The sequence below is a fragment of the Dielma fastidiosa genome (assembly GCF_003475485.1).
In the GTDB taxonomy this organism is placed as follows: Bacteria; Bacillota_I; Bacilli_A; order Erysipelotrichales; family Erysipelotrichaceae; genus Dielma; species Dielma fastidiosa.
Window position 1 is genome coordinate 811 of the sequence record NZ_QRQL01000008.1, and the last position, 21,211, is coordinate 22,021.

At 40.4% G+C, this 21,211-nt stretch carries 25 protein-coding genes; 6 read left to right on the forward strand and 19 right to left on the reverse strand.

Annotation, left to right across the window (positions count from 1 at the left end; all coding sequences use genetic code 11):
- The 5 genes from DWZ33_RS18335 to DWZ33_RS13760 all read right to left on the reverse strand — a co-directional run.
- Positions 1-481 (reverse strand): MBL fold metallo-hydrolase (locus tag DWZ33_RS18335; RefSeq protein ID WP_476728657.1); only part of this gene is annotated, 481 nt, incomplete at its 3' end.
- Positions 482-752: 271 nt separating this feature from the next.
- Positions 753-1,583 (reverse strand): HAD family hydrolase, encoded by an 831-nt coding sequence (locus tag DWZ33_RS13745; protein WP_182425726.1) that lies wholly within the window; start codon positions 1,581-1,583, stop codon positions 753-755.
- A gap of 274 nt (positions 1,584-1,857) precedes the next feature.
- Positions 1,858-2,277: a DUF4430 domain-containing protein gene (locus DWZ33_RS13750; protein ID WP_118455293.1), complete on the reverse strand. Its 420-nt coding sequence runs from the start codon at positions 2,275-2,277 to the stop codon at positions 1,858-1,860.
- Positions 2,274-2,774, reverse strand: a complete 501-nt coding sequence (locus DWZ33_RS13755) for a cytochrome B (RefSeq protein ID WP_118455295.1) — start codon at positions 2,772-2,774, stop codon at positions 2,274-2,276. The genes DWZ33_RS13750 and DWZ33_RS13755 overlap by 4 nt, the downstream gene beginning before the upstream one ends.
- Positions 2,771-4,402 (reverse strand): ABC transporter ATP-binding protein, encoded by a 1,632-nt coding sequence (locus DWZ33_RS13760; protein WP_118455297.1) that lies wholly within the window; start codon positions 4,400-4,402, stop codon positions 2,771-2,773. Before DWZ33_RS13760 ends, DWZ33_RS13755 begins: the two co-directional genes overlap by 4 nt.
- 251 nt (positions 4,403-4,653) lie before the next feature.
- On the opposite strand from DWZ33_RS13760, the gene DWZ33_RS13765 reads away from it, so the two are divergent.
- Together DWZ33_RS13765 and DWZ33_RS13770 are read left to right on the forward strand one after the other, a co-directional pair.
- Positions 4,654-5,046 (forward strand): (deoxy)nucleoside triphosphate pyrophosphohydrolase, encoded by a 393-nt coding sequence (locus tag DWZ33_RS13765; protein ID WP_118455299.1) that lies wholly within the window; start codon positions 4,654-4,656, stop codon positions 5,044-5,046.
- Between the two features lie 93 nt (positions 5,047-5,139).
- A complete protein-coding gene (locus DWZ33_RS13770; protein WP_022938538.1) occupies positions 5,140-6,315 on the forward strand; it encodes a CAP domain-containing protein in 1,176 nt (391 codons plus the stop codon).
- A gap of 86 nt (positions 6,316-6,401) precedes the next feature.
- On the opposite strand, the gene DWZ33_RS13775 is transcribed toward DWZ33_RS13770, so the two are convergent.
- Positions 6,402-7,337, reverse strand: a complete 936-nt coding sequence (locus DWZ33_RS13775) for a 1-phosphofructokinase family hexose kinase (RefSeq protein WP_182425728.1) — start codon at positions 7,335-7,337, stop codon at positions 6,402-6,404.
- A gap of 199 nt (positions 7,338-7,536) precedes the next feature.
- Between DWZ33_RS13775 and DWZ33_RS13780 the strand changes: the two genes are divergently transcribed.
- Positions 7,537-7,962: a hypothetical protein gene (locus DWZ33_RS13780; RefSeq protein WP_118455303.1), complete on the forward strand. Its 426-nt coding sequence runs from the start codon at positions 7,537-7,539 to the stop codon at positions 7,960-7,962.
- A gap of 26 nt (positions 7,963-7,988) precedes the next feature.
- Here the strand turns inward: DWZ33_RS13780 and DWZ33_RS13785 are convergent, their stop codons facing one another.
- Genes DWZ33_RS13785 through DWZ33_RS13805 form a run of 5 tightly spaced genes read right to left on the reverse strand, consistent with a single transcriptional unit; the run spans position 7,989 to position 13,120 of the window.
- Entirely contained in the window at positions 7,989-9,008 is a 1,020-nt protein-coding gene (locus tag DWZ33_RS13785; protein ID WP_118455304.1) for an acyltransferase family protein, read from the reverse strand.
- 51 nt (positions 9,009-9,059) lie between these two features.
- Positions 9,060-9,434, reverse strand: a complete 375-nt coding sequence (locus DWZ33_RS13790; RefSeq protein ID WP_022938542.1) for a YbaN family protein — start codon at positions 9,432-9,434, stop codon at positions 9,060-9,062.
- The gene (locus DWZ33_RS13795; RefSeq protein WP_118455306.1) at positions 9,431-9,748 is read right to left on the reverse strand and encodes a nitrous oxide-stimulated promoter family protein; all 318 of its coding nucleotides are present in this window, start codon (positions 9,746-9,748) and stop codon (positions 9,431-9,433) included. Before DWZ33_RS13795 ends, DWZ33_RS13790 begins: the two co-directional genes overlap by 4 nt.
- Complete coding sequence (locus DWZ33_RS13800) at positions 9,748-11,388, reverse strand: amino acid ABC transporter ATP-binding/permease protein (protein ID WP_118455308.1); 1,641 nt, start codon at positions 11,386-11,388, stop codon at positions 9,748-9,750. Before DWZ33_RS13800 ends, DWZ33_RS13795 begins: the two co-directional genes overlap by 1 nt.
- Positions 11,381-13,120 (reverse strand): ABC transporter ATP-binding protein/permease, encoded by a 1,740-nt coding sequence (locus tag DWZ33_RS13805; protein WP_420841418.1) that lies wholly within the window; start codon positions 13,118-13,120, stop codon positions 11,381-11,383. The genes DWZ33_RS13800 and DWZ33_RS13805 overlap by 8 nt, the downstream gene beginning before the upstream one ends.
- A 158-nt stretch (positions 13,121-13,278) precedes the next feature.
- Between DWZ33_RS13805 and DWZ33_RS13810 the strand changes: the two genes are divergently transcribed.
- Both DWZ33_RS13810 and DWZ33_RS13815 read left to right on the forward strand, forming a co-directional pair.
- The gene (locus DWZ33_RS13810; protein ID WP_022938546.1) at positions 13,279-14,064 is read left to right on the forward strand and encodes an HAD-IIB family hydrolase; all 786 of its coding nucleotides are present in this window, start codon (positions 13,279-13,281) and stop codon (positions 14,062-14,064) included.
- 62 nt (positions 14,065-14,126) lie between these two features.
- On the forward strand, positions 14,127-14,717 hold the full coding sequence (locus tag DWZ33_RS13815) for a GNAT family N-acetyltransferase (protein ID WP_118455310.1): 591 nt from the start codon (positions 14,127-14,129) through the stop codon (positions 14,715-14,717).
- 14 nt (positions 14,718-14,731) lie between these two features.
- Here the strand turns inward: DWZ33_RS13815 and DWZ33_RS13820 are convergent, their stop codons facing one another.
- The 4 genes from DWZ33_RS13820 to DWZ33_RS13835 all read right to left on the reverse strand — a co-directional run bounded on the left by DWZ33_RS13820 (position 14,732) and on the right by DWZ33_RS13835 (position 17,886).
- Positions 14,732-15,493 (reverse strand): ABC transporter ATP-binding protein, encoded by a 762-nt coding sequence (locus DWZ33_RS13820; protein WP_118455312.1) that lies wholly within the window; start codon positions 15,491-15,493, stop codon positions 14,732-14,734.
- The gene (locus DWZ33_RS13825; RefSeq protein ID WP_118455314.1) at positions 15,486-16,505 is read right to left on the reverse strand and encodes a FecCD family ABC transporter permease; all 1,020 of its coding nucleotides are present in this window, start codon (positions 16,503-16,505) and stop codon (positions 15,486-15,488) included. Before DWZ33_RS13825 ends, DWZ33_RS13820 begins: the two co-directional genes overlap by 8 nt.
- On the reverse strand, positions 16,462-17,379 hold the full coding sequence (locus tag DWZ33_RS13830; protein ID WP_022938550.1) for an ABC transporter substrate-binding protein: 918 nt from the start codon (positions 17,377-17,379) through the stop codon (positions 16,462-16,464). Before DWZ33_RS13830 ends, DWZ33_RS13825 begins: the two co-directional genes overlap by 44 nt.
- A 93-nt stretch (positions 17,380-17,472) precedes the next feature.
- Positions 17,473-17,886: a DUF3887 domain-containing protein gene (locus DWZ33_RS13835; protein ID WP_022938551.1), complete on the reverse strand. Its 414-nt coding sequence runs from the start codon at positions 17,884-17,886 to the stop codon at positions 17,473-17,475.
- Positions 17,887-18,099: 213 nt separating this feature from the next.
- On the opposite strand from DWZ33_RS13835, the gene DWZ33_RS13840 reads away from it, so the two are divergent.
- Positions 18,100-18,477 carry a desulfoferrodoxin family protein gene (locus DWZ33_RS13840; RefSeq protein ID WP_022938552.1) on the forward strand — a complete coding sequence of 126 codons (378 nt, stop codon included), beginning with the start codon at positions 18,100-18,102 and terminating at the stop codon, positions 18,475-18,477.
- A 45-nt stretch (positions 18,478-18,522) separates the two neighbouring features.
- Here DWZ33_RS13840 and DWZ33_RS13845 read toward each other — a convergent pair whose 3' ends face one another.
- The 4 genes from DWZ33_RS13845 to DWZ33_RS13860 form a co-directional block, all read right to left on the reverse strand.
- A complete protein-coding gene (locus tag DWZ33_RS13845; protein ID WP_022938553.1) occupies positions 18,523-18,765 on the reverse strand; it encodes a hypothetical protein in 243 nt (80 codons plus the stop codon).
- Positions 18,762-19,244 (reverse strand): MGMT family protein, encoded by a 483-nt coding sequence (locus DWZ33_RS13850; protein ID WP_022938554.1) that lies wholly within the window; start codon positions 19,242-19,244, stop codon positions 18,762-18,764. The genes DWZ33_RS13845 and DWZ33_RS13850 overlap by 4 nt, the downstream gene beginning before the upstream one ends.
- 94 nt (positions 19,245-19,338) lie before the next feature.
- Positions 19,339-20,097: a GNAT family N-acetyltransferase gene (locus tag DWZ33_RS13855; protein WP_118455316.1), complete on the reverse strand. Its 759-nt coding sequence runs from the start codon at positions 20,095-20,097 to the stop codon at positions 19,339-19,341.
- Between the two features lie 12 nt (positions 20,098-20,109).
- On the reverse strand, positions 20,110-21,090 hold the full coding sequence (locus DWZ33_RS13860; RefSeq protein WP_022938556.1) for a glycosyltransferase family 2 protein: 981 nt from the start codon (positions 21,088-21,090) through the stop codon (positions 20,110-20,112).
- Positions 21,091-21,211: the final 121 nt, after the last annotated feature.

Consider the following 21,211-nt stretch of genomic DNA (forward strand, 5'->3'; position numbering starts at 1 on the left):
AGCGTTCTTTTGGTACGCCGTAGCTCAGCCATTTCTCTACGCTCTTCATCGGTCCGATGAATGGTACGTCGCCTTCTACATTCTTTAATACCGCGGCCGCAAAGTATGGATCAATGTGGTCATTGTGATAGTGAGTGGATAATACCGCATCCACACTTGTTACTGCGAACGGATCATATACGATCGGTGCCGCTCTTAAATTCGGTTGGGTCATCCGGCCGCCGGTCATGTTGCGCATCTGATGGAATGGTGCCATCTCTTTTGTTTTCTTACTGCGCTTGCCATTGCCGAACCACAGATCGACTGCAATGTTTGTATTATTTTCCGTCTTTACCCATAAACCGGTACAGCCGATCCACCACATTGCGAAGGTTCCTTTTTCTACTACCTCCTGGTCGATCTCCTCATTCAGCCATGTTCCCCATTCCGGGAACGCGCCTAATATCCATTTTTCTCTTGTGATTTCATCTACCTGACTCATCATTATTTCCTCCTTTTATCAGTACAGATGCCGTGCATCTTTGCTATCTTTATTGTACACTGAAAGCGAAACGCTGACAATCAATATATATGAACAATTCTATCATTTTATGAACATGTAACCGCATTCTCAATCATTTAACAATCATAAATGCAAAATCGCATTCATTTTATCGGTTATAATAATTCAAAACATTCATAAAAGCGAAATAAAAATGACAGGTACTTGCCGCCTGCCATTTTACTCGCATTAATTATCTATCATTGTCCGTTTAATCAATAAATGACGCAATCACTTTAGCTACACCGTCATCATTATTTGATTCCGCAATGATGGTTGCCCGCTCTTTCACAATTTCCATGCCATTCACCATTGCCACTCGGGTATCCGCACAATCAAACATACTCAAATCATTTTCCCAGTCACCAAATACGGCTACTGCGTCATTGCCGATGCCCATCTCCTTTTTAATAACCTCAATTCCCTCACGCTTCGATACATTTTTCTCGAACAAGCCATAGATACCATAGCCTGTCGCTTCCATGCAGCAATTTTCAAGAGTGTCACAATATGCTCTTAAGGCGCTCAGCTTTTCCGCTTCATGTTCATAAGCAACAATTTTAATAATATTATGATAGGAATCAAAAGGTTTTGTCAGATCCACCGTTTCTACCTTCAGCTTTTTAGGGAAGCCAAGACTTTGCGCCAGCTGTTCATAATCAGTAACCCGCTTTGCCATCTTAGCTTTGCCTGCTTCATAATAAATCGTATCTGGTGAATAAAACATAAAGGTCAACTGCTGTTCTTTAAAATAAGTCAGAATCTTGATCGTATTCTCATGACTTAACGCATTCACCAGCAAGAACTGATTGCTGTTTTCATTTTTCACGACAGCCCCATTGCATGATATCGTATAGTCACAGCCCAGAATTGAATCTCGATAAATTGACAGCATCCCATCAAAACGGCCGCTGGCGATGCAGATTTTAATACCGGCAGCTTTAGCCTTTTGAATCATTTCGACTGTATAAGCACTGACTTTCTTTTCATCATTCAGCAATGTACCGTCAAGATCGGTAACAATCAATTTAATTTTACTCATAACATCCCTCTTCTCTTGCCTTTTTAATATCATATTTTAATATGAATTACAATCGGCAGCGGGCAACTGTTCATATAAAAAGAGATTTGATCCTGAATTAATAAGAATAGTTTTGATAATATTATGCTGAGTTAATTTAAAGAGTACCGAGCTTTTCGCTGCCCGCTATCATCAGCAAAGCGCAAGCCATTGAAATCATCTGTAGCACCTTGGTATGCTTAATTACTATTCCATTCCTCATTTTACTGGCAAGATAAAGAAAAACTAGCCGAAGCTAGTTAAATTGATTTGTCAGTTTAAACAGAAAAACATCACCATCTGCCAAATTGACAGAATTCGCCGCCGGACAGTAGCCGCCTTCTGCTTCACCGCATGACTTATTGTTATCAGACTCAAACACCCAGTAAGCGTCATCATGAGCATCTACTCCCATCATTGAAGTAATAAACAGCCCATACTGACCTTCTTCACCAACAACCTTTAACGCTTTCTCTGAAGTTAACAGCGTTGCCAGTATTTCATCTGATGTTTGAATCACACCATCAAACAGTACCTCATCATTCATTTCATCAACGATCTTAATCGTAATATTTTTCATTCCTGCCTGTGGTTTAGGCATCAGCATATTAACAGCGATCATCACAAGCAGTACCAAAACCGCAAGACCGCCGAGAATCAATCCTTTTTTCTTCATTCTGTAAATCCTCCTCTGATTTTAATTAATTGCCGATATAAGGGATCAAATAGAAAAGCTGCCTCACAAGCACTTAAAAAGCCTTGAATCAAACTTGTTTTTAATCCCATCAGCATATAGATCATTGTAATTTTACCTGAAAACAACAGAAACGGCAAGTCTACCAGCTGACCAAGCAGAAATGAGAATAAGAAGCAGATACAGATAGTCCACTCATTGCGGCCAATCAGCAAATTGCGTAAATGGTAAGCAGTAAATGAATAACACGGAAACAAAACAAGATACATGATTGTCCACGGCAGGATGCCCCTGGTCAGCATATTGATTAAAGCAAAAACTGCCGACGCGAGCATTGATTCTTTTAATGGAAAAACAACAGCAAAAAGAAGGGTGATCAAGGTCACCGCCTCTAAATATAATATTTGCGAAAACATGGTAAATACTACATATTGAAGACAGGCCATGATCGCGATTCTGGTTAATTGTGAAGCCTTCATGCATACACTCCTTCTTTAATACTCTCCTTCTTTAAAGATTGTAAATTTATATCTAAAACCTCATCAAAATACTGAAGCTTAGTTTCATTAAATTGATGTGAGATTACTAATAATGTCTGCCCCTTTACAGAAAGAATCAAATCTTCAACAATACCTACATTCTCATCATCAAGATTAGCTAAGGGTTCATCAAGTATCAAAATATCTGTTTTTCTTAATAAGGCTCTGGCAAGAGACAAACGTTTAATTTCACCGCCGGAAAAATTATTCCCATTTTCACCAGCGCATTTTTCAAGCCCCTCCTTCGTTGCCAGATATTTCAAATTCACACTTTTCAGCACCGCTATCAATTCATCATCAGATATATCTTTATATAAACTCAGATTATTTCGAATTGTATCATTAAATATAAAAGCTTCCTGACGAACTACAGTAATGAAATTATAAACCGTATCCAAATCATTCAATGGTAAACCATCAATCATAATGATTCCACTTTGAACTTGGTAGTATTTTAATATCAGATTGATCAAAGTGGTTTTGCCTGATCCGCTTTCACCTTGAATTAAATACTTCTTGCCTTTTTCAAAAACAAAATTAAATTTGTGAAAGATTAAATGATTTTCATAACCGAATGAAACATTTTTTATATCTAACGCTGTTTCAAAAGATTGTAGTTCACAGCCATTTAGCTTTGTTTCCTGCTGCATAAAATCATCAGCAGCTTTGATAATATCCTTTACGGATACCATATTTTGAATTGTTCTTGATAAAGCAATTAATGGATAAGAAAGCTGATCAATCATTCCAAACGCAATTAAAAAGCTGCCAGCCGTAAAATAACCCACTCCTACAAATATAATTGAAATTGCCAAAATAATAAAATGAGATACATAGCTGATTAAGGTTGTTAATAAGGTAGCCTTATTACGCATTTGTTCATCTGAAAGAAGTGCATTCATTGTTCTCTCATTACTTGAAGCAAATAGTTTTGATATCTTGGATTCCATTGCATAGTTGCGAATTACCTCTAACCCTGTTAACCATTCACTTATTTTAGATAAATGTGTTTCCACAGCAAGAGCATAATTATACTTTGCTTTTTTCAACTGCTTCTCGATAATTTTAGGAATATAAAGCGGTGTTGTTAACAGAAATAAGGTAACTAAAGCCAGAATAGCATTGAAATAGAAGAGTGCTATTGTGACAATCAAAACTTTTGTCAGCAATTCAATTAACAGCGTGATAGATTGAAAATAAGATGTATAAATCAAAGCAAGATCATTTGTATATTTAGCCATCAATTCCCCTTGCGTTTTTGAATTATATTCCTGCATTTGCATTGAACAAATAATCTTTTTAAAATAATCATTCCTTAAATCTTCATAACATAAGACATTAAATTTCGATTTAGCATTATCAAATAAATAACCGAATAAGATCTCCATGAAGATTAAAATTATTAATAATATAATAAATTGTAAGATTCGTTCCATGTTGTTGGTTAAAGCTATATCCAACAAATTTCCTTTCACAAACTGTACCGCAACGGCAAAACATGAAGTAGTAATTGCGCAAAAAACACTAGCAATTAAAAATTGCTTATTTTTAAATATATATTTTTTCATAGTCCTCCTAAATACTTAACGTATAATTATCAGAATTAAATCAAACAAATCCCCTTTATCACGCTAAGCAAGTAGAGGAGGAAAGCAAAATATAATAGTTGCGGCAACATGGTAAATACTACATATTGTAGACATGCCATCATTGCACAATTCGTTCGCGTCATCGTGCTCACCTCATTAACTATAGAATACCATAATTTAATTCTCTTCACAATGCGCACGGTTCCTGATACAATTGATTCGGTGATATTATGAATCAACTGCAAATTGTCTGTGGCTGTCTGATTGAAAATGATCAGGTTTTCATCGCCCAGCGGCTGGGTAAGGATGCCGGCCTGTGGGAATTTCCCGGCGGTAAGGTAGAAAATGGTGAAAGTCAAGAGGAAGCTGTCATTCGTGAGCTTGAAGAAGAGCTTTCGATAAAGGCTGAAGTCTTAAAAAAGCTATGCACGATAGAGGATAATACGAAGGATATTCCCCTTATCGTTACCGCTTATGCCTGTCAGATTCTGGAAGGTGAAATTCAATTAAGCGTTCATAGCCATGGCACATGGCTTCTTCCCAGCGCCATTGATTTAAGGACTTTTCACACATCGGATGAGCCAATAATCCGTGCTTTAATTGATTTTATGACAGCTGAATAACCGGTTAAGAATTTGTGAAATCATGTGATTGTTTTACATTTCTTAAGAAATTTGTTAGAATTGGAAGTGCAGTGAAGGTCTGGAGGTTGATTTATGCATACTTTTAGAAAGACATTTATCAAAAAAACATGTATCTTTCTGACAGCGGGTTTTACCTTTACCATAGGGTTTGCCGCTGACAGCGTCTCACTATTTCCACATTTAAGCTCTAATGTGATGAAAATCAAAGCTGCGGCTCCTGTTGAAAGTAAGCCGCTGAACAACAAACCAGCCGAAGTTGAGGTAGATAAAGAAGCTATTTCCGTCGGCAAAATCCTTGATGTAGTGTTCAAGGACGGCTATTCGCAGGTTGCGGAAGCAAAGAAAATCGAGTCAGCTGATTTATCAAAATCTACATATGCGATTGACTCGCTAATTATTGAAACCGATTTAGATTTTGATAAACTAGGTGAACAAACAGGAACTCTGACTGTTTATGATCAGGGTGCCAGCAATGTTAATCCGGCAATGATTCTTGCTACGAATGAAACCGAACCGATTGAAAAAATGGATACGAATATCAAACATAATTTCACTGTTGAAATCGACGTTAAGGATACCGTTGCACCGGAAATCCATTTAACTACGAGTGAAATTCTCCTCGATAACGGAGAGGAAATCGTTCCGGAGGAATGGGTCGATTATATTTGGGATAATGCTGATGGCTTGATAACCGAATGGGAATTTGATCCGAATGATTTGGATATCAATAACGGCGGTCATTATACCGGTATTTATACGGCAACTGATTCAAGCGGCAATACGGCAACCGAATACTTATATATCGCTGTTAAGGAAAAGGAAGCAGTTTCCCGCCTTGCGACTTATAACACAACGTTTGCATCTTATTCTGCCGGTGCTAATACTAGTGGTTCAATTTACGAACTTGCAAATCTGATTAACTCCTACCGTGCATCCTACGGACTGGGGTCGCTGACAATGGATACTGGCAATCTTGGTGCTGCCGCTCAATTAAGAGCTGCGGAGGCCAGTGGTTATGTATCACATTATCGGCCGAATGGTACATATTTCTCTACGGCTCTTGATGCTTATGGCGTCGGCTATAATACAGCCGGTGAAGTACTTACATATGCTGGCACAACCCCTTCAGCAGCGCTGAATTGGTGGATGTCATCACCAGCTCATTGGTCATCATTAATGAGCGGCCGTTATACATCAATCGGTATCGGTTATTACAACGGTATGTGGTGCGGTGTATTGATTGGTTAATAAATTTAAGCTGCGGCTAATGGCGTAAATGCCTTCAACCGCAGCTTTTTTTACATATATAAATATAAAAACGGATCACTGATCCGCTATTTAAGTTCTATAATTTCAGCCCTGCCTGCCCATTCCTTAATCGTATGGATATCAGTAGGATGCGCGTTCTTGCTGAGCATTGCCGCAGTATAACAGCCGCTGGCTAACTGAATGACTTCATGTATGTCTGCGTTTTGTTCCATACCAACCGCAAATCCCGCCACAAAGGCATCGCCGGCACCGACGCTGGTTTTCACATCGACATCAGGAAATTCAGTCTTAAAAACATTGCTGGCAGTAAATACATAAGCACATTGCTGATGAACAAGCGTAATTCCCATCTGCAAATCATAGTCTTCAATCATCCGTTTACCGCATTGTATCAGCTCAGCTTCACTTAATTCATGGTCAATATGATACAGCTGGCGCAATTCATCAGGACTAGCCTTGACAATTGCCGGTTTAGCTTCAATGCTGTCTGCAAGATGGCGGTATGTCGTATCTAAAATAACCACTGAGCCATTTTCCTTAGCCATTTCAATCAATCGTCTGTAAGTGGAACGCGACATCCCCTTTGGCATGCTGCCTGAGAGAATCAATATACATTCACCATCTAAGCAGCCGCGTAAATAATCAAATAATTCATCCTGCTCACTCTGCAGAATAAAAGGCCCCTCTTCATTAAATTCCGTCATTCGGTTATCCGCGTCTACAATCTTCAAATTATTGCGTGTATTGCCGATAATCTGAATCATATGACTTTCAATCTCTTCGCGCTGAAGCAGACAATCAATAAAATTACCGCCGCTGCCGCCTAAAAAACCAGTCGCGATTGAAACTGAATGCAAAGCCTTAATCGTCCGTGAAACATTGATTCCCTTGCCGCCCGCATCACTTTCAACCTTGCTAAGACGATTTATTTCATACTCCCTAATTGCATCCAGACGGGCTACCTTATCAACCGCCGGATTTAATGTTACTGTCACGATCATATGTACCGCCCCTTTTTCACAACTCTTAACGTAGTTATCATTATAATACAAAAAGTTCCTATTTATCAACATTATTTGCTTTTTTATTAGTTTTAGGCAGGCTTTGGTAAAAATTAAACAAAAGAATTAGAAAAATACGAATAAGCATTTGTATGATAATCATTTTCACACTATAATTTAGATAAAGGAGGATATGGATATGAAATTAAGAATTACCGCTTATGCTGTTGATGCCTTCAGATTTGCTTGTATTATGAGTTTTATCAATGTTCTCTTAAGCCGTTTTGGGATTTATGGCACTGCTGATAAACTGATTTTTAATGAATATGGGCTCTCACCTTGGATCAGTGAAGTCTGCAATCTCGCATTATGTGTCCTCCTGCTGTGGGCAGCCTTAAAAATGATCGGCAAGCAAACCAATTATCCTGATTTCACACGTACCATTCCTTTATGGAACATATTCTTGATTGATGGCTTGGGCTGCGCGCTGCTGCTTTTGGCTGGCTGGATACTGACCTTGGGTTTAAGCAGCTCACTGATATTTGCCATGATTGAATTACTGATTATTTCCCTCTCCTTATTTTCGATTCACAAAACCAAATACCGCCGTATAATCAACAAATAAAAAGCAGCTGAGCTGCAGATTTTGTCTTATTGTGTCGAAAGCTGTCGATGTTTGATGAATTTTCTGATCATCGTTATCAGCATGGATAAGCCATGGGTACAAAGCATGACACTAACGAAACGGAACAAACCGCTGTCAAACAGCTGTTTCTGATGAATCAAGCCTAAACCCATTGGTATCAGTTCAATAAACATCACATGCGTAAAATAATATAAGCTGCCTAAATCTCTCAGTTTGCGGCAGTCGCGGTGATAGTTTACCGATCTTGCCCATTGAAACATGAAGTAAGATAAGGGTACCAGCATAAATAAGAAATTAAAATCATAACCATCGGTATTATACATTCGGAAAGCTTCAAAAATCAGCATTGAAAAGCAGATAAAAAAGGCTAAGCCATTCTTTTTAAACCTTGTCAGCCAGTTATCCTGAGCGGCAATAAAACCGATGACAACAAAAATCATGCCGTAAAACAAGCCGTTGCGGGTTGTGAAAAAGATTCCCATATAAGAGGCGACAATGGACTGCAGCGCTGGATCAAGATAAGCGTTATATGTTTCAGCGGCTCCGATCGTATACAGAATCAAACTCCAAATAAACAAAGAACGCAGGCTGAATTTTTTAGTATAAAAGAAAGTAACCAGCACTGAGAAGACCAATGCCGGTACATACCATAAATGATAGAACGTTCCCACATTAAAAAACGCGTAGATTAAGGCTATCGGATAAAGAATAATCGGAATATCTAGGTTGCTCTGTACCCATAAGATACCAAAGGGCAAATAGATAATGCTCCAAATAATATATGTTTTCATTAAAGAAATCATATAGTCTTTAATATAAACATCGCCGCGTTTTTTTAGATTATTGGCAATAAAGTAACCGGCACAGACAAAAAAGAACGGTACTGCTACCCGGCCAAAGATATTAATTACAACAAAATTAGCCCATTCTGACAGATCCTTTAATGGATTCACGTGGACAGCTACGACTAATATTGCGCATATATATTTTAATAAATCAATTAAATTATAATTACTTCTTTCCATTCACTGCACCTCGGATTTATTATATCACAGATAAGGCCAGTGCTTGTAGCTCTATTCAGCAGTTTCCGCTTGGATCGTTTTAATACAGAAAAAGAAGTACCAATATTTAAAAACAAGTAAGCCGGTAATGAATAAACGCATTAGGATATGATCGACCAGAATCATTGGGAATAGGAGCATAATACTTGCCGGAATCAAAATACTGAGCTTTGTTTTTAAGGTCATCGCTCGATTTTGTACATAACTGTCCAAATGCTTTTGATAAAGTGATGTGCCGCATAACCAACGGTGCATACGCTTTGAAGATTTGGTGAAACAGAATGCAGCCAGCAGCAAAAATGGTGTGGTCGGCAAGATGGGCAGTACGATACCGATTGCGCCTAAAACTAATGAAATTGTGCCAAGAACCATGTAGAATATTTTCATTTGTGTCTCCTTCTTGATGAGAGGCCATGTTTAAGCAGCAGTATGGGATGATGAAACAGCATCCGCCAGCCGCTTTTTTTCATAACATCTCTGATCTGTGATCGTTTCTCTAAACTATAACAATGAACCTTACAGCTGCTGCAAAATGTCTTAACAGCCATAAACGGACAGCAATCAATGCGCTGACAGGCATAAAGCAGCAGGTCCTGACATGAGACACACAGCTGTTTTTCATGATGGGTATGCTTACAATAACTTTTGATCATCAGTTCAACAACCAGTTTCTCCGCTTCCCTTTTCTTTGTATCCGTCATCAGCTGACCCGCCCGCTTTCCATCTCAATAATCTTCGAAGCTGCCTTTAGTGTTGATTTGCGGTGTGATACCAGGATAATTGTTTTATCTGTGCAGGCAGCCAGTGATTTTAAAATGATTGCTTCATTTAATGCATCTAAGTTGCTGGTTGGTTCATCAAGCAAAATGCAGTCTGAATTATGCAGGAAGGTACGGGCTATGCCAATACGCTGACGTTCCCCGCCTGACAGTGAGCTGCCCAGCTCCGCAACCGGTGTCTGATACCCCTGCGGCAATGATTCTATAAATTCATGGATACTCGCTTTCTTACAAGCCGCAGTGATTTCCTCATGGCTTGCGTCAAGCTTGGCAATGCGCAGATTATTCTCAATCGAATCATGGAATAAGACGGTTTCTTGTGTCGCATAGCTTTCCATATGCCGCAGATCTTCTGTATTGATGGTATTCAGCGGCCGTGAATTAATACTGATACCGCCCTTCTGAATTTCCCAAAAGCGCATTAATAGCTTCAGCAAGGTTGACTTGCCGCTGCCGCTTTTGCCATGGATGCCGATAATTTTCTTTTCATCAAAATCGAGGCTGACATCATTAAGAATCATTTCCTGATCATAAGCAAAGGCAATATGATCTACATGAATACTTCCGTATTCAGCCGGCGCTTTGCCTTCAATATCATAAACCTGTGGTTTTTCCTCAAGCAGTGAGAGTACACGTCTGCCGCTGGCCAGAGTCACTAACAGATTATTGGACAGACTTGACAAAGCCAAAAAGGGGCCAAAGCTTGAAAACATTAAAATGAAAGCAAAGAGCGCGCCGGTGAATGATAACTCATGGTTAAGCACCAGAATCAGCGCTGTATAAAGTGTACATAACGCTGCTCCTACAACCACGAAGCTGCCTAATGACTGGGATAGGCCTTCGATATCTTTGAGCTTTTTCTGCAGCTGATTTACAGCTTCACTTTGTGAACGTATGCCCTCAAGGCGCTGTTCGCCATTACCAAACTGCAGGATTTCAAGCATGCCGCGCAAAGATGCAAGCAAATATCCGCTTAGTGCTGATATTCTGCCGCGAACCCGATTACCGGCTTCCTTTCCCAGCTTAGTGACAACTAGAGGGATGGCAACGCTGACCAGCAAGTAAGCAATCAAGGCAATCAGCGCAAAGAGCGGATGAACACGGTAAAATAAATAAAGCAGAACGATGCCGCAAAGCAGGGCAATCAGAATTGGGGAAATCGTATGGGCATAAAAGACTTCAAGCAGTTCAATATCGTTAGTGATCAGTGCGATCAATTCCCCTTTGTCGCGTCCCTCCAGCTTTGCCGGTGCCAGCCGGCGCAGTGCTTTAAACACTTTATCTCGAATCAAGGCAAGCAGTTTGAAAGCAATATAATGATTGCATGCCTGTTCCAGATAATGCAGGATACCGCGCAATACAGCTAATAGAATTAAAATCAGAAAAGGAATCGTTAAATCAAGTGAATGAGAGCCAAGATAGGCAGCAATCGTGACTGCCAAAACCGGTATGAAGATGGCGCATAGATAACCGATGACACCCATTAATACGGCGATGCACATTACGCCGCTCAGCGGTGCTACAAGCGTAATCATTTTACGCATGACTTTAAAATTACTCATGATCGGCCTCCTTTGTAAATGCCTCTAGTTCTTGCTGCTTCTGATAATATTGCGCATATACTGACTGATTCGCAAGCAGCTTTTCATGACTGCCGGCTTCTGCGATGCGGCCCTCTTGCATCACATAGACGATATCACACTCTTTTACATTGGCCAGCCGATGGGTAATCATAATTACGGTTTTAGTTTTAGCCAATGTACGAATTACCTGCAGGATCGCATCCTCACTCTCGACATCAATACTGCTTGTAGCTTCATCAAACAGATAGATTTCACTATCCTTAAGCAAGGCTCTCGCCAAGCCTAAACGCTGACGCTGACCGCCGGATAAGTTAGAAGCCTGTTCCAAAAGCTGTGTATCAAGGCCCTGCTGACTCATGATAAAATCATAGAGCTGAACCTGCTTTAAAACAGCTGATAATGCTTCATCATCAAAAGTTTTACCCATTGTCAGATTGTCACGAACACTGCCCTTAAACAAGACACATTCATGACCGACATAGGTTACATGTTTCCAAAATTCAGTATCATTCAGCGTTTCCCGTTTTTGATTATTAAATAAAATCGCGCCGGATGAGCTTTTTTCAAGTCCCATCAATAAGCTTGCCAATGTACTCTTGCCGCTGCCGCTTTCTCCTACAATGGCCGCAAACTGGCCGGCTTGGATCTCCATATTAATATCTTTTAAAATCTGGCGGTTTTCATCATATGAAAAATTCACATGCTTGAGCTGAATCGAAATCGGCGCATTATCAAGCTTGCCTGATGGCTGTTCTGTGATCTCATAGTCCAGAATCTTAAATAATTTTTCACTTGCCGCAATCCCATTCATCGCAATATGGAAGAAGGAACCAAGCAGTCTTAACGGCAGAAAGAATTCTGCTGACAGCATTAAAATGACAAGCACACCCCAAAGGCTGAGTGAACCGTTGGCATAAGCGATTAAAGCGGTAATACTGCCAACTGCCGCTCCGCCATAGGCGACGATATCCATCACACTGATCGAGTTAAGCTGCATCGTCAGCACCTTCATGGTAATCTTTCTGAATTGTTCAGCTTCCTTATTCATTATATCGTTCTTGTATCCATCAGCCTGATAAATTTTTAATGTTGTCAAGCCCTGCAGATTTTCTAAAAAGCTGTCACCGAGCGTCGTATAGGAAGTCCAGTATTTAGCCAGCAGTTTTTTAGCGAATTTCTGAACAGCCACAATCGAAATGGGAATTAACGGCACACAGATCAAAAGCACCAACGCACTTTTCCAATCAATAAAAACAAGCAGGATAAATAACGTACATGGTGCCAGCATGCTGTAAAAGAATTGCGGCAGATAACGGCCAAAATATGTTTCCAGCTGATCACAGCCCTCACTGCTTAGCTGCACCAATTCACTGGTCGAACAAATACGCCGGTAACCGCTGCCCAAAGCCAATAGCTTTTGATAAAGACGTATCCGCAGGTTTACTTTAATATCCTCGCTGGCTTTATAGGAATAATGAGAACTAAGCCATGCTGACAGCATTCGCAGCAGAAGTAAAACAAGAATAAAAAGACTACCCTGATTCAGTCTCGATACAGTCAAAGTCTGCTGCCAGACACTGCTGATCAGCTCAGCCATCGTATAAACAATGCCTATATTCAGCAGCAAGCCAAGCCATTGTACTAAAACCTGTTTCATAATATATTTCTTCGCATGCCCGGATTCCGCAAGCAGCCTTTTATCAATCATCATCAAGATCCCTCACTTTTGTTAGTTTAAGTTAACTATCGTAAAGTTTACCACAGTTAACACATTGAGTCAATATCTATTAAACCTATCGGCTTTCCCTTCCTTATCAGTTGCCTTTTTTTATTACTTACTGTATGCTTATAAAAAAGGAGTCTGATGCTATGAAACCAATCCAAGCTGTATTCTTTGATGTCGATGGAACATTGTATGACAATGCTGTTAAACAGTTCCCTGCTTCTTTATTACCGGCATTAAATAAACTGCGCGCAAAAGGAATAAAAATTTGTATCAATACCGGACGTTTAAAGTCTACGGCCAATAATATTAAGCTTTTTGAATATTATGATTGGGATGGCTTCATTGGCGGCGGCGGCCGATATTTTTATAATCAGCACGGTGAACTGATTAATACGCATACCTATACGCTGAAACAGATTGAAGAAATTCTGCGATTAACAGAACTATATAATCTGAATGTGCGATTTCTTTCTGATGAGGGAGATTATATTTTAAAAGAGGCTGACGAGAATATGCTGAGTGCATTTGCTCATTTTAATGTACCGGTGCCGAAAATCATTAAACCGTGGGACGGCAAGCCAGTGAATGCAGTTGTAGCCTATGCTCCTGAAGGTTTTAATTGGCATGTGTTTGATTCATTGCCGGGTATTCAATGTGTATCGGCTTTTAAAACAAACGCTGACTTTTTGCTGGCTGATTTTAATAAAGCGACCGCAAGCCGTGAAATGATGGCTTATTGGGGACTTGATGGTGATTATATTGCTTTTGGTGATTCGGATAATGATATTGAAATGATTCAGGACGCGCCGATTGGTGTATGTATGGCAAATGGAAATGAAAAAACTAAAGAGGCGGCTGATTATGTCTGCCCTGCTGTGAATGAAGACGGCATTGCCAAAGCCTTAAAACATTTTGGATTGATCGATTGATTGTTTTATATGTCAGAATTTGTCGAAAAGTTCAATATAAATGAATAGAATGGAGACAGAATATGAAAATCCGATGTATTGAAGATCAAGATATTCAGGAAGTATTTATGATCTATAAGCCCTACATTGAGAAAACCTCGATTACTTTTGAAACCGAGGTGCCTGCTTATGAAGAATTTGTCGAACGTGTGCATCACAAGCTGTCACAGTTTCCATGGCTTGTATGTGAAGCTGATGGAGAAATTATTGGTTATGCCTATGCTTCTCGTTTGCGCGAGCGGGCCGCTTATGACTGGGATGCTGAGTTGAGTGTTTATCTGAAAGCTGAAGTTCACAATCAAGGCGTCGGCACCTTGCTCTACCAAGCCCTGGAAGACATTTTAAAAAGCATGCATTATGTAAATCTTTATGGCTGCATTACGATTCCCAATGAAGCCAGTATCCGCCTGCATCAAAAATTGGGATATAAGCCCATCGGCATCTTTCATAACAGCGGATATAAGAACGGCTGCTGGCACGATGTCCTATGGATGGAGAAGAATATCCAGCCATGGCTTTCGCCCGAGCCAATAATACCCTTTCCAGCCTTAAACAGCCAAGCGCTGACAGCGATATTAATAAAATATAAAAAAAATGATTTCCTAAATACATAAAGGAAATCATTTTTCTATACTTCTGCTTCAATAAACGGATATCTTTTTCCATTTTCATTAAAGATTTTAATGCGGATGTGAAAAACGCGTTCAAGCAAATGATCGGCAAGAATTTGATCAACACTGCCCTGTGCTTCAATTCTTCCATCATTCATCACAATTAACTCATCAGCAAGCTGCAGCGCCTGACTCAGATCATGCAGCGTCAGCAGGATTGTTTTTCCCTGTTCCTTTAACGTTTTAATTAGCTGCATGACTTCTAATTGTGAAGTAAAGTCCAGATAGGTTGTCGGCTCATCAAGCAACAGCCACTCACAGTTTTGTGCCAAGGCCATGGCAAGAAACACACGCTGGCGCTGACCGCCGGAAAGCTCATCCACATACTCATGCGCAAAGTGTGTTGTTTGGGTCTGGGCCATAACTTGATCCACGATGCTGCGGTCTTGTTGGGTGGAGGAGCGCAGAAAGCCCTGATATGGATAGCGGCCATGTCCCACTAATGTTTTCCCGTGAATATGAGGAATCGGCCGAGTCTGCGGAAGATAGGCAAAGCATTTAGCACGCTCATTTAACGTATAGGTATTCAATTCTCTTTCAGCCAGCAAAACCTTGCCCTCACTGACCATGCTGGGTGTTAAAATCCTCTTCATCATCGTTGTTTTACCGCAGCCATTAGGCCCTACGATCACATGTATGCCGCCTTTTTTGATTGTCAGATTCAGCGCTTTAAGAATCGGTTCATGATAACCGATTGACGCATTTTCAAATCTAATCATGAAGCCGCCTGCCTTTCTGATTAATTAACAGAAACAAAAAGAAGGGACTGCCGATAAATGCCAGCACAATACCCACCGGCAATTCATAGGGGGCAAAAAACACCCGGCCCGCCAGATCACAAAGCAAGGTAAAAACAGCGCCGCATAAGCTTGCGAAAGGCAGTAATACCCGATGATCATTGCCTACCATTTTTCTTGCGAAATGCGGAACAATCAGACCGACAAATCCAATCAGACCGGCATAGGATACCGCACAGCCCGCCAAGAGCGACGCAAACAGCAGCAGCAATAAACGCAGCCGGGAACTGTTCACCCCTAATGATAACGCGACCTCATCACCCAGCATTAAGATATTCAATGAACGAGCCAAGAAACATACCGCACACAAGGCGGCAAGAATCAAGACAGCCGGCAGGGCCAGCTGTGAAAAATGAATATTCGCTAATGAGCCATTCATAAAGACTTTAACATTAACAGCCAGATCGATATGCATCAATTCTAATGCTGACATCATCGCATTCAGAAAGCTGCTTACCGCTACCCCTGACAACACCAAGGTAATGCGTGAAGCACCTGTCTTAGCAGCGATTGACACGATCAATACCGCACTCAAAAAAGCGCCCAGAAAAGCCGCCAGTGCCGCATAAGAGCTATAATCAGGCAGCAGCGCCAGCAGCAGCATCACCGCAAAACCCGCCCCGGCATTCACACCAATCACATTCGGCGAAGCCAGCGCATTATTAAGCACGCCCTGCAATAATACACCCGCCGCCGAGAAAGCAGCCCCGGCTAACAGCCCACCCGCCAACCGCGGCAGGCGGATCGAAAAGAGAATTGTATGTTCCAAGCTGCCGGCATCACTTAAGCCTTTCAGCAAGTCATTCAAGGACAACGGCACACTGCCAAACACCAGACACAGGATTGAAACAATTAACAACAAACTAATACCCAGAATAAACAATGATAACTTATTGGAACAGATGCGGATAAAGAACCTTTGCAAGACCTTCATATGCTTCATCCCAGCGTGCATTCGGTTTATAGTGATATAATTCCTTATCAAGGAAGATCACCTGTCCCGTCTGCACAGCCTTAACCTGCTGCCATGGCGCTGACTGCATTTCATTCTTTACATAATCAATGGCAGCCTGGGTATCACTGCCCATCATCGTTACAAAAATAATTTCCGGATTCTCTTTTAAAATCACTTCCATACTTAATTCATCAAGCAGCAGCTTCGCGTGTTCAGCAATATTATCCGCCTTCAGCTCATTCAGCATTTCACCGACAAAATGATCACCCGCTTTAGCCTTCATCCCTGTTGAAAAAGCTCTCAGCAATAAAACCTTCGGATTCCCCTCAGCATCCTTAAGCTTATCAAAAACAGCATCTACCCGTGCTTTCACATCACTGCCATATGTTTCATAGGCCTGCGGATTATCCATAATATCGGTAAATATCTTTAAACAATTCAGATATTGATCAAATGAATCAATCTGAAAATAAGCATGCGCGATACCGGCATCACTCAGCAGCTGATCCAATTCTAAATGATTCGGATAATCTAAAGACAGAATCACAAAATCAGGCTTAACTGCCAGCAGCTGTTCACTGTTTACCTCTTTGCCGCTGCCCACAATTGCAATCTCTTCATCAATTAAACCGCGATCCAGCGCGTCCTGTACACTGGCAATAATTTCACCGCCGGCATTCAGCCAGATATCCGCATACGAGCCCATCAGCACCGCTGTACGCTGCGGCTTTTTAGTCACTTCAACTTGAACTCCGCGATCATCAATAAAGGATACTTTTTCCGATACATCCTGACTTGGCGCGCTGCATGCGCCAGCCAGCAACAAAATTACACATAAAAATATTTTTTTCATTTTCATCTCTCCATTACAAACTTTACTATTCTATCACAATCACAATCATTTGTCTCTACCAGGAAGCCGAAAAAAAAGTGCAGCCTTGCCGCACTATTTACCTGTAAACTCACTGAAGGTAATACCGGTAATCTTTCCTTCTCCATCAAAACTGATATTCAGATTAAAATTCTGTTTAGAGAATTTCATCGGCAGAGTAATGATATTCTTACTCTCTTCACTTGAGCATAAAGCCGCCTGCATTTCCTTAAATTCACCAAATGAATCTACTTTTGATTTTAATAAATCAATCATTTTTCCATTATTTAAGACATCTGACATTTCAGCTGAATAATTATATGTAAGAGCTGTATCATAGTCATGATCAATTAAAGTCTGCGCATAGTCTTTTGCTGTTGCGGCATTTGTGGCCTGATCTTCAGGACAAGCTTTTCCTTCTGGTCCTTCTTTGACACATCCGCTTAACAGCATGACAGCCAAAGTCATCAGAATTCCTATTTTTTTCATAAACGTCGCCTCCCGTGCTCTTTAATAATATCACATTATGAATTTTTTTCAATCTTTCTTTTACCATGGCTGTCCCAATGAACAATAAAACAACATGAAAAACCGCATAAAATGCTTAACTCAATCATCAACGGTATAAAAAAGCATATTAATTGACCTCACGTATATATCCTATATAATAAGGGCATACCTAATAAAAGGAGGGTATTATTTATGACAAAATTTTATCGCTGTGCTATTTGCGGCAATATTGTAGAAATGATTGAAGATAAACATGTTCCGGTTTTCTGCTGCGGAGAGAAGATGCAGGAATTAGTACCTAATACAAGTGACGGAGCTAATGAAAAACACGTACCGGTGGTTAGTATTGTGAATGATACATGCCATGTTGCAGTTGCGTCAGTCGCTCATCCAATGGAAGATGCTCACTCAATTCAATGGATCTATGTAGAAACCAATAAGGGCGGCATGATCAAGTACCTGAAACCGCATGAAGTACCAGCCGCTGATTTTAAACTTGCGGAAGGTGAACAGGTAGTTGCTGTTTATGAATACTGCAATCTGCATGGTCTTTGGTCAGTGACTCTATAAAACATACAGTAAGCCAGCTAACCGCTGGCTTTTTTTAATCTAAAATTATTTTTTAATCCGCATGCCAATCAGCAGACCAAGCAATGATCCCAAGCTGATAAAATAAGGAAGAAAAGCCGGCATTGATGATCCGATTGCCGCACCAAAGCAAAGTCCTAAAGCAACTCCCTCAGCCATGCAGGTTGCTGCCTTTTCATCGGTTTTGTGCTGTTTCTTGATGATGAATACCATAGCAACCGCAATCACACCCGCCGCTAAAACAGGGGCAATACTTTTTATAAACATCATAAGCTTAAATCAAAAAGAGCTTTTTCATAATCTGCCACATAGTATTTGATATTTTTACGCCCTTTTTGAATGATTGTATGCCCTTCTGCCATCAGCTGTGCCTTCTGCCTTTCAATACCGCCCGGATATTTTGAATTCAATTCACCATTAGCTTTTAATGTCCGCCAGTAAGGGGTTAATGAATCAGAACGCTGCTCACTGGCCCATGCGGCGATTGAAACGAAGATTCCGGCGGTGATTGGATCAGTGAAATCAGCCTCATTTTTAGCCGCAAAATAATCCCTGATTTTACCCACAGTAATAACCTTCCCATAAGGAATCTGTTTCATAATCTCATCATAAGCAATTGGCGGGGCAAAGTACATCCTGCTGCCGCCGTATTTTTCAATACTTTTGCTGTCAGTGATGATCTGAAGCTTCGGCATTCCCTTATTATCCTTCAGCATCGCGTTAAAATCTTTTTTATCTTCATTAGCCATAACAGCCACCTCCTGCCTTAAGCATAACCATTTTATTCATACCATGCAATGAGACTGTTTAATTTAAAAAAGTCTTTTCAAAAGACTTTAACCATCATTTCTTTAAAATTCTTTCTAACGCCTTATTATCAAGCAGGTTTACTGTTTCAAACCTTCTCTTATAAAATACCGCAAAGTTATTAAACACACATGGCAGCGCTTTAGCCTGTGAAAGCGACTCAATCTGAATCAGCTTATACTCAACTGCGTTTGCCTCACAATATGCTTGGATATTAGGTAAAACTTGATACACATAGGGGCACTGGCAGTCATAATAAATACATAGCTGATCATCATCAATCCGCATTTGCTTAGCCTGATCGGCAAAGTGAGGAAGAGTGCCGTCAAAGGAGAGGGCAAGCAGCTCATAGCCATTCGCTGTACACTCCACCTGCGTAAAGCCAAACTTTTTCGCAAATGACTGATCTGACAGCCAGCTTTTCTGTTTTGCTGAACCAAGCATACAGACACCGGACTTACCATTCGCCTTGGCATCTTCAATGCAGTATTCCATGAGCGCTTTGCCATAGCCTTTGCCTTTCGCATCACCTAAAACCCATAGACAATAAATATAAATATAATTATCACCGACAATCGACACCCATGCTTTTTCAAGCGGCGCATATTCGATAAATACCGTCGCCTTAGCATTTAATTTTCTAAACACATGACCTTGAGGCAGCTGCTCTTTAAGCCATTGACGTTTAGCTTCAACACCTGGATGCTGCTTTTTTGTACGAATGATACAGCATAAATGCTCACTGTCAATATTTTCAGCAGTCAGATTCACAAACTCATTCGTTGCTTCAATCATTAAATCAACTCCTTAATCGTGATGTTTTCGATGCAGCAAGGCACTGATTTTATCCCGCATGCGAATAACCTTATACTTCTTCTTAAAATATAAATTTGCCCTTCGCACATCCTCAGAGCGTTCTTTTTTGACATACATATTCTGCTGCCAGCGCGGGAAATATTTAGCCATATAATTCGCTAATTCATCAAGATATTGATCCTGACGATACTCGTTTAAGAAAGGAGCACCAATTTTTAAAATATATTGATAAGCTAAAAACTCACATTCCATCTTAAACAGTGATTGATTACTATTTTGATTTAAGATGGTGATAGCTTTTAGAATATCCAATGATTTAACCCTGAATTTATCATTGCGGGTCATTGAATTTTCTGTCTGATAATATTCAATCAATGGCTTCTTTAGATAGACAATCTTATCCGCAGCACCTGCCAAAGCCGGTATGCAGGCCAAATAAGCGTACCAGATACCTTCTGGGAAACGCATGCCAAGATCGATAAATTTTCGCTTATAGATTTTATTCCAAGGAAAAGGCAGAGCAATAAAATACTGCTGCCGGCTGATTTCACCTTCATTGCTGAAATCAAGCGCTGAATAATAACGCCTGCGGCTGCCATCAGGTGCCACCTGATAGGCATCAAACATCAAAATATCCGCCTTCGACGCTTCGGCCGCCGCCATGATCTGCGCATAACCATCAGGCACAACAACGTCGTCATCATCTAAAAAAGTAAAATAATCACCGCTGACATGACTCAAGCCAATATTGCGGGCCTTGCCGGAACCGCTGTTTACCTCTAGTGGAAAGCTTTTAAATAATTTTGGATATCTCCTGCAATATTCTTCAATAATCTTCAAAGAGCCATCCTTACTTCCGTCATCAACAATGATTACTTCAAAATCACGGTAAGTCTGATTGAGACAGCTGTCTAAACAGCGTCTTAAAGTTGCTTCCGCATCATAGACTGCTACAATGATACTTAATTTCATACGCCACCCCTTATGCTTTTATTTTAACTGATGTGATGATTCATTTCAATTGAAACATAAAGGAAACGCATAAAAGCTGAAATCTTTTAATTTTAACGATAAACACTGATAAAAGCAGCCT

What these genes read in the sequence shown, in the direction of transcription:
- DWZ33_RS13845 (WP_022938553.1), bottom strand. Translation starts at nt 18,765, where the DNA reads ATGATGTTTATAAAAAGTATTGCCCCTGTTTTAGCGGCGGGTGTGATT.
- DWZ33_RS13855 (WP_118455316.1), bottom strand. Translation starts at nt 20,097, where the DNA reads ATGATTGAAGCAACGAATGAGTTTGTGAATCTGACTGCTGAAAATATT.
- DWZ33_RS13750 (WP_118455293.1), bottom strand. Translation starts at nt 2,277, where the DNA reads ATGAAGAAAAAAGGATTGATTCTCGGCGGTCTTGCGGTTTTGGTACTG.
- DWZ33_RS13795 (WP_118455306.1), bottom strand. Translation starts at nt 9,748, where the DNA reads ATGACGGATACAAAGAAAAGGGAAGCGGAGAAACTGGTTGTTGAACTG.
- DWZ33_RS13770 (WP_022938538.1), top strand. Translation starts at nt 5,140, where the DNA reads ATGCATACTTTTAGAAAGACATTTATCAAAAAAACATGTATCTTTCTG.
- DWZ33_RS13790 (WP_022938542.1), bottom strand. Translation starts at nt 9,434, where the DNA reads ATGAAAATATTCTACATGGTTCTTGGCACAATTTCATTAGTTTTAGGC.
- DWZ33_RS13830 (WP_022938550.1), bottom strand. Translation starts at nt 17,379, where the DNA reads ATGAAAAAAATATTTTTATGTGTAATTTTGTTGCTGGCTGGCGCATGC.
- DWZ33_RS13755 (WP_118455295.1), bottom strand. Translation starts at nt 2,774, where the DNA reads ATGAAGGCTTCACAATTAACCAGAATCGCGATCATGGCCTGTCTTCAA.
- DWZ33_RS13785 (WP_118455304.1), bottom strand. Translation starts at nt 9,008, where the DNA reads ATGGAAAGAAGTAATTATAATTTAATTGATTTATTAAAATATATATGC.
- DWZ33_RS13775 (WP_182425728.1), bottom strand. Translation starts at nt 7,337, where the DNA reads ATGATCGTGACAGTAACATTAAATCCGGCGGTTGATAAGGTAGCCCGT.
- DWZ33_RS13835 (WP_022938551.1), bottom strand. Translation starts at nt 17,886, where the DNA reads ATGAAAAAAATAGGAATTCTGATGACTTTGGCTGTCATGCTGTTAAGC.
- DWZ33_RS13815 (WP_118455310.1), top strand. Translation starts at nt 14,127, where the DNA reads ATGAAAATCCGATGTATTGAAGATCAAGATATTCAGGAAGTATTTATG.
- DWZ33_RS13805 (WP_420841418.1), bottom strand. Translation starts at nt 13,120, where the DNA reads ATGATGATTGATAAAAGGCTGCTTGCGGAATCCGGGCATGCGAAGAAA.
- DWZ33_RS13780 (WP_118455303.1), top strand. Translation starts at nt 7,537, where the DNA reads ATGAAATTAAGAATTACCGCTTATGCTGTTGATGCCTTCAGATTTGCT.
- DWZ33_RS13860 (WP_022938556.1), bottom strand. Translation starts at nt 21,090, where the DNA reads ATGAAATTAAGTATCATTGTAGCAGTCTATGATGCGGAAGCAACTTTA.
- DWZ33_RS13840 (WP_022938552.1), top strand. Translation starts at nt 18,100, where the DNA reads ATGACAAAATTTTATCGCTGTGCTATTTGCGGCAATATTGTAGAAATG.
- DWZ33_RS13820 (WP_118455312.1), bottom strand. Translation starts at nt 15,493, where the DNA reads ATGATTAGATTTGAAAATGCGTCAATCGGTTATCATGAACCGATTCTT.
- DWZ33_RS13765 (WP_118455299.1), top strand. Translation starts at nt 4,654, where the DNA reads ATGAATCAACTGCAAATTGTCTGTGGCTGTCTGATTGAAAATGATCAG.
- DWZ33_RS13800 (WP_118455308.1), bottom strand. Translation starts at nt 11,388, where the DNA reads ATGAGTAATTTTAAAGTCATGCGTAAAATGATTACGCTTGTAGCACCG.
- DWZ33_RS13760 (WP_118455297.1), bottom strand. Translation starts at nt 4,402, where the DNA reads ATGAAAAAATATATATTTAAAAATAAGCAATTTTTAATTGCTAGTGTT.
- DWZ33_RS13745 (WP_182425726.1), bottom strand. Translation starts at nt 1,583, where the DNA reads ATGAGTAAAATTAAATTGATTGTTACCGATCTTGACGGTACATTGCTG.
- DWZ33_RS13850 (WP_022938554.1), bottom strand. Translation starts at nt 19,244, where the DNA reads ATGGCTAATGAAGATAAAAAAGATTTTAACGCGATGCTGAAGGATAAT.
- DWZ33_RS13810 (WP_022938546.1), top strand. Translation starts at nt 13,279, where the DNA reads ATGAAACCAATCCAAGCTGTATTCTTTGATGTCGATGGAACATTGTAT.
- DWZ33_RS13825 (WP_118455314.1), bottom strand. Translation starts at nt 16,505, where the DNA reads ATGAAGGTCTTGCAAAGGTTCTTTATCCGCATCTGTTCCAATAAGTTA.